Raw genomic sequence first — 359 nt, forward strand, 5'->3', positions numbered from 1 at the left:
AAATTCGGGATTCGATTTTTGATGGGTATGTTCGTGGATTTATTCGCTTTATTTTAGGTGGGATGATGCTTGTCAATATATTTAATGGCTTATCCATTATCCCATTTTATAGCCATTCAGATGCAAAAAGAGATTATGAGTGGGCATTTCATAGAGATAAAATGCTTATGGAAGAATATAAATCCTATAAAGAAAGAAGAGAAGAAGGAAATAAATTTCGAGAGGAAAAATTAGAACTAACGCCATATGAAATATATACTGATGGACTAGGTCCTCAATCACCAATAAAAGACTTTATCTTAGACATCATTATGATCCCCTTTTTTGTCTTTGCCTTTTTCCTCCCCCGACCACGTGGT

General features: G+C 34.3%; 1 pseudogene. It reads left to right on the forward strand.

The window, feature by feature from the left end:
* Window positions 1-62 precede the first annotated feature (62 nt).
* Window positions 63-359, forward strand: a pseudogene (locus HMPREF3263_RS04160) (hypothetical protein); the annotation flags it as partial.

The organism is Haemophilus sp. HMSC61B11 (assembly GCF_001838615.1).
GTDB classification, from domain to species: Bacteria; Pseudomonadota; Gammaproteobacteria; order Enterobacterales; family Pasteurellaceae; genus Haemophilus_D; species Haemophilus_D parainfluenzae_AD.